The following is a 5,614-nucleotide window of genomic DNA, read 5'->3' as shown; positions in this document are numbered from 1 at the left end:
GGGGGGCGGCCGGGACGGCGGGCGGCGGGGCCGCGGGCGGGGACGAGGCCGGCGGCTCGGAGACCCCGACACTGGACGAGTACGGCCGCGACCTGACCGCCGAGGCCCGGCAGGGGCGGCTGGACGCGGTCGTCGGACGCGAGGACGAGATCGAGCAGGCCGTCGAGGTGCTGTCCCGGCGCACCAAGAACAACCCGTGCCTGATCGGCGAGCCCGGCGTCGGCAAGACCGCGATCGTGGAGGGCATCGCCCAGCGGATCGTCAACGGCACCGTCCCGGACCCCCTCAAGGGCAAGCGGGTCGTCGCGCTCGACCTCACCGGCATGGTCGCCGGGTCCAAGTACCGCGGCGAGTTCGAGGAGCGGATCAAGAAGGTCATCGACGAGATCCGCGCCGACTCCGACGAACTGATCATCTTCATCGACGAGGTGCACACGCTGGTCGGGGCGGGCTCGGCCGAGGGCGGCATGGACGCCGCCAACATCCTCAAGCCCGCCCTCGCCCGCGGCGAGCTGCACGTCGTCGCGGCGACCACGATCGACGAGTACCGCCGCAACATCGAGAAGGACGCCGCGCTGGAGCGCCGGTTCCAGCCCGTCCTGATCGCCGAGCCCACCGTCGGGCAGACCGTGGAGATCCTCGCCGGGCTGCGCGACGCCTACGAGGCCCACCACCAGGTGCGGATCACCGACGACGCGCTGGACGCCGCCGCGACCATGTCCGACCGGTACGTCACCGACCGGTTCCTGCCGGACAAGGCGATCGACCTCATGGACCAGGCGTCCGCGCGGGTCCGGCTGCGCTCGGCGGTGCCCGCCGACGACGTCCGCGAGCTGGAGCAGCGGCTGGAGCGGCTGCGGCGCGACAAGGACCAGGCGGTGTCCGCCGAGGACTACGACCGGGCCAAGGAGCTGAGCGGCGAGATCGACCGGCTGCGGCCCGAGCTGGAGTCGGCCCGGCGGGGCCGCGACCGGTCGCCCGAGGTCACCGCGACCGACATCGCCGAGGTGGTGTCGCGGCGCACCGGCATCCCGGTCGCGCAGCTCACCGAGGAGGAGCGGGACCGGCTGCTGCGGCTGGAGGAGCACCTGCACGAGCGGGTCATCGGCCAGGACCGGGCGGTGGACGCCGTCGCCGAGGCGGTCCGCCGCTCGCGCGCGGGCCTCGCCGACCCGGACCGGCCGATCGGCAGCTTCCTGTTCCTCGGCCCCACCGGCGTCGGCAAGACCGAGCTGGCGCGCGCCCTGGCGGACGTCCTGTTCGGCGGCGTCGACCACATGGTCCGCGTGGACATGTCGGAGTACCAGGAGAAGCACACCGTCGCGCGGCTGGTCGGCGCGCCGCCCGGCTACGTCGGCTACGAGGAGGCGGGCCAGCTCACCGAGGCGGTCCGGCGCCGCCCGCACTGCGTGGTGCTGTTCGACGAGATCGAGAAGGCCCACCCGGACGTGATGAACATCCTGCTCCAGGTGCTCGACGACGGGCGGCTCACCGACGGGCAGGGCCGGACGGTCGACTTCTCCAACGCCATGGTGATCATGACCAGCAACATCGGCGCCCAGCTCATCCTGGACCACACCGGGAGCGAGGACGAGCTGCGCGACCGGCTGATGGACGTCCTCCAGCACACCCTCCGCCCCGAGCTGCTGAACCGGATCGACGAGGTCGTGGTCTTCGACCGGCTCGACCGTGAGGCGCTGCTGCGGATCGTGGACCTGCTGCTGGACGGCACCCGCCGCAAGCTCCGCGCGCAGGACATCGACCTCATCGTCACCGTCCCGGCCAAGGAGGAGCTGGCGCGCCGGGGCTACCAGCCGCAGTTCGGCGCCCGCCCGCTGCGCCGGACCGTCCAGCGCGAGGTGGACAACCAGCTGTCCCGGATGCTGCTGAGCGACCGGCTGAACGAGGGCGATACCGTGATCGTCGACTACATCGACGACGCCCTGGACTACCGCGTGGACCGGGGCGGCGGGGAGCCCATCGCCCCCGTCACCCCGATCACCTCCGGGCACTCGGGCGCGGGGCACCACACCACCTGACCGCCGTCGGGAGGGCGGAGAGGGAGGAACGGGTGGAGAACGAGTCCTTCACCGACCGGCTGAACTGGCTGCGCGCCGGGGTGCTCGGCGCCAACGACGGCATCGTCTCCACGGCCGGGATCGTGGTCGGCGTCGCGGGCGCCACGGCCCAGGAGTCCACGCTCCTGCTCGCGGGCCTGTCGGGACTGCTCGCCGGGTCGCTGTCGATGGCGGCGGGGGAGTACGTGTCGGTCAGCACCCAGCGCGACACCGAGCAGGCGTTCCTGGCCACCGAGCGGCGCGAGCTGGCCGACGACCCCGAGGCCGAACTCGACGAGCTCACCCAGGCGTACCTGGACAAGGGCCTCTCGCCCGAGGTGGCCCGCCAGGTCGCGGTCGAGCTGACCGCCCGCGACGCGCTCGCCGCGCACGCCGCGACGGAGGCGAACGTGGACCCCTACCAGCTCACCAGCCCGTGGCAGGCGGCGGTGGCGAGCTTCGTCGCGTTCACGGTCGGGGCGCTCCTGCCGCTGCTGGCGATCGTCCTGCCGCCGCCGTCCGTGCGCGTCTGGATCACCGTCCTGTCGGTCGTGGTCGGCCTGGTCATCTGCGGCTGGACGAGCGCGCGCCTCGGCAACGCCCCGCCGGGACGCGCCGTCGTCCGCAACGTCGCCGGCGGCCTGCTCGCCATGGCCATCACCTACGCCGCCGGCAGCCTCATCGGCGCCTGACCGCGCCCGGGTCGTCGCTCGGTCATCGCCCGGGTCGTCGCCCGGGTCGTCGCCCGGGTCGTCGTCTGGTTCGTTCGTCTTTGCGCAGTCCGGGGGCGGCGTTGGTGTTCGCCGCAGTCCCGTCCGGACACGTCTTCGGCATGATCGGACAACTCAGCCGCCACTGGTGGGTGCTGCTCGCCCGGGGCGTCTTCGCGGTCCTGTTCGGGGTGCTGGCCCTGTTCTGGCCGGGCATCACCGTCTGGGCGCTCACCGTCCTGTTCGGCGCCTACGCCCTCGTGGACGGCGTGTTCGCGCTGGTCGGAGCGTTCGCGGGGGTGGAGGGCGAGTCACGCGGCTGGCTGGCGGTCGCCGGGGTCTGCGGCATCCTGCTCGGCCTGATGACGTTCGCGTGGCCGGCCGCCACCGCGCTCGTGCTGCTCCTGCTGATCGCCTCGTGGGCCGTGATCGTCGGTGTCCTGGAGATCGTCGCCGCGGTCCGGCTGCGCCGCCTGGTGGACGACGCGTGGCTGCTCGCCGTGGCCGGCGTGGTCTCGGTCCTGTTCGGCCTGGTGCTGTTCATCTGGCCCGCGTCCGGCGCGATCGCGGTGGCGTGGCTGATCGGGTTGTTCGCCATCGTCATGGGCGCGGCGCTGATCGGGGCGGCGTTCCGGCTGCGCAAGCTCGGCGGGCATCCGCGCACCCACCGCGTCGGCGGCCAACTGAGCTGATCCGGGCCGCCCGCCAGGGAACCGGGGCCCGCCAGGGGCCCGGGCCGGGCCCGGGACCGCGGCGTGGCGGGCGGACCCGAGCCCGAGTCCCTGTCGAACGTTTCGCCGGACAGTTCGTCGGCCGCAGCGGACGCGCGCCGTTCAGGCGAGGGTGTCGCAGAGGTTCTCGATCGCGGCGTGCGCCGGATGGATGATCCGGTTGCCGTCCGCCTTCACCACGACGGTGAAGCGTCCGTGCAGGATGTAGTTGCCCGCCGGGTAGCCGACGTTCCCCTGCTTGATGCGGAAGCTGAAGCCGCCGTCGAAACGGGCGAGCCGCGTCCCGTCCTTGAGGTAGTGGAACAGCGCGTAGCCCGACACGTCGCGCACCACCGAGTGCCCGTTGCCGGTGAAGCGGACGACCAGCGGCCCCCGGAACTCCTCGCGCTCGATCCTGCCGTCCGGGTAGGTGGACAGGATCCGCACCTCCTCGTCGTCGCTGACGATGTCGCCCCTGACGGGGAACGCGCACACCCCGACGTCCTCGAACGGCTTGGCGCGGTACGGCTGCCATGTGCCGCGCGCGGCCGAGGCGGACGGCCCCGCCCCCACCAGGAAGGCCGCGCACGCGACGGCGGTGGCCGCCGACGCCGTCCGCCGGACGACGGTCGTGGGATCGAACACGAGACACCTCCGGTTCGCCGGGTTCACGCACACCCTCCCGCCCTCCGGTACATGACGGGTATAACGCGTTCTGTGAAGTTCAGGGTCCTGGGCTTTCCGGAGGTGTCCACCGGGGAGCGCCCGGCGCGCCTCGGCGCGGGCCGGCCGCGGCTGCTGCTGCTCATGCTGCTGGCGGCGGCGAACCGGACGGTCACCGACGACCGGCTGACCGACGGGCTGTGGCCGGACGGTCCGCCCCCGTCCGCCCGCAAGAACCTCCAGTCCTACGTCCTCCGGCTGCGCCGGGCCCTGGACGACCCCGGCCGGATCGCCCGCGACGCCGCCGGATACCGGCTGACGGCCGCGCCCGCCGAACTCGACGCCCTGCGCTTCGAGGAACTCGTCGCCGCCGCCCGCGCCGCCGCCGACCTGCACCGGCGCGACGCGCTGCTCAGCGAGGCGCTCGGCCTGTGGCGCGGCGCGGCGTACGCGGGCCATGCCGACTCCGCGCCGCTGCGGGACGAGGCGCTGCGGCTGGACGAGCTGCGCCTCACCGTCGTCGAGGAGCACGCCGAGACCTGTCTCGCGCTCGGCCGCCACGAGGCGCTGGTCCCGGAACTGTCCGCGTTCGTCCGCAGCCAGCCGCTGCGCGAGCGGCCCGCCGCGCAGCTCATGCTCGCGCTCTACCACTGCGGCCGGCGCGCCGAGGCGCTGGAGGTCTACCGCGAGACCCGCGCCCGCCTCGCCGACGAGCTCGGCCTGGACCCGTCGCCGACGCTGCACGACGCGCACCGCGCGGTACTGTCCGACGCCCCCACGCCAACAGCGCCCTCGGCACGGAATCACCCGCCGCCGCGCAACGCGGCTCCGCCACGCGCCTCGCCCCCGCCGCGCAATGCGGCTCCGCCGCGCGAGGCGGCTCGGGCGTCCGGCTCGACCCCGGGGCGCGGATCGGCCCCGCCGCGCGACTCCGCCTGGGCGGAGGTGTCGCCGTGGCGGGGGCCGCGGAGTCCGGTCGGGGAGGTCATCGGCCGCGACCGCGAGTGCGCCGAGCTGGCCCGCCTCGTCCGGACGCGTCGGCTGGTGACCCTCACCGGTCCCGGCGGCGTCGGAAAGACCACCGTCGCGCTGCGGGTCGCCGCGCGGGAGGCCCCGGCGGACGGCGTCGTGGTCCTGGCGCTCGCGCACCTTTCCCGCGATGACGACGTGTTCGCCGAACTCGCCGCGCTCCTCGACGTCACCGGCCACGGCGAGGCGGCGCGGCGGGGCGTCGAGGAGCGGCTGCGCGGCGGCGCGCGCCTGCTCGTCCTGGACAACTGCGAACACCTGGCCGAGCCGTGCGCGCGGCTCGCCGCCCGTCTCCTCCCGGCCTGCCCCGGACTGCGGATCCTCGCCACCGGGCGGCGCCCGCTCGGCGTGCCGGGCGAGGTCGTCCGGCCGCTCGTCCCGCTGCCGGTGCCCGCCGCCGACGAGGTCACCGACGCCGTCCGGCTGTTCGCGCGCCGTGCCCGCG

5 protein-coding genes are annotated in these 5,614 nt (G+C 74.4%); 4 read left to right on the top strand and 1 reads right to left on the bottom strand.

The features are described 5' to 3' along the window. The 3 genes from DZF91_RS14225 to DZF91_RS14215 all read left to right on the top strand — a co-directional run. The coding region (locus DZF91_RS14225; RefSeq protein WP_117357946.1) for an ATP-dependent Clp protease ATP-binding subunit at positions 1-2,039 on the top strand (2,039 nt) is incomplete at its 5' end. Positions 2,040-2,071: 32 nt separating this feature from the next. Then, positions 2,072-2,749 carry a VIT1/CCC1 transporter family protein gene (locus tag DZF91_RS14220; RefSeq protein WP_235834282.1) on the top strand — a complete coding sequence of 226 codons (678 nt, stop codon included), beginning with the start codon at positions 2,072-2,074 and terminating at the stop codon, positions 2,747-2,749. A gap of 140 nt (positions 2,750-2,889) precedes the next feature. Continuing rightward, on the top strand, positions 2,890-3,459 hold the full coding sequence (locus DZF91_RS14215; RefSeq protein WP_117357947.1) for an HdeD family acid-resistance protein: 570 nt from the start codon (positions 2,890-2,892) through the stop codon (positions 3,457-3,459). A gap of 141 nt (positions 3,460-3,600) precedes the next feature. Here the strand turns inward: DZF91_RS14215 and DZF91_RS39800 are convergent, their stop codons facing one another. Then, entirely contained in the window at positions 3,601-4,122 is a 522-nt protein-coding gene (locus DZF91_RS39800) for a hypothetical protein (RefSeq protein ID WP_117357944.1), read from the bottom strand. Between the two features lie 72 nt (positions 4,123-4,194). On the opposite strand from DZF91_RS39800, the gene DZF91_RS14205 reads away from it, so the two are divergent. Continuing rightward, positions 4,195-5,614 (top strand): AfsR/SARP family transcriptional regulator (locus DZF91_RS14205; protein WP_158587943.1); only part of this gene is annotated, 1,420 nt, incomplete at its 3' end.

This window comes from Actinomadura logoneensis (genome assembly GCF_003428695.1).
Classification (GTDB): Bacteria; Actinomycetota; Actinomycetes; order Streptosporangiales; family Streptosporangiaceae; genus Spirillospora; species Spirillospora logoneensis.
This window is presented reverse-complemented; position numbering and strand designations above follow the sequence as displayed.

Coding starts and splice junctions, on each gene's coding strand:
- DZF91_RS14215 (WP_117357947.1), top strand. CDS start 2,890: ATGATCGGACAACTCAGCCGCCACTGGTGGGTGCTGCTCGCCCGGGGC.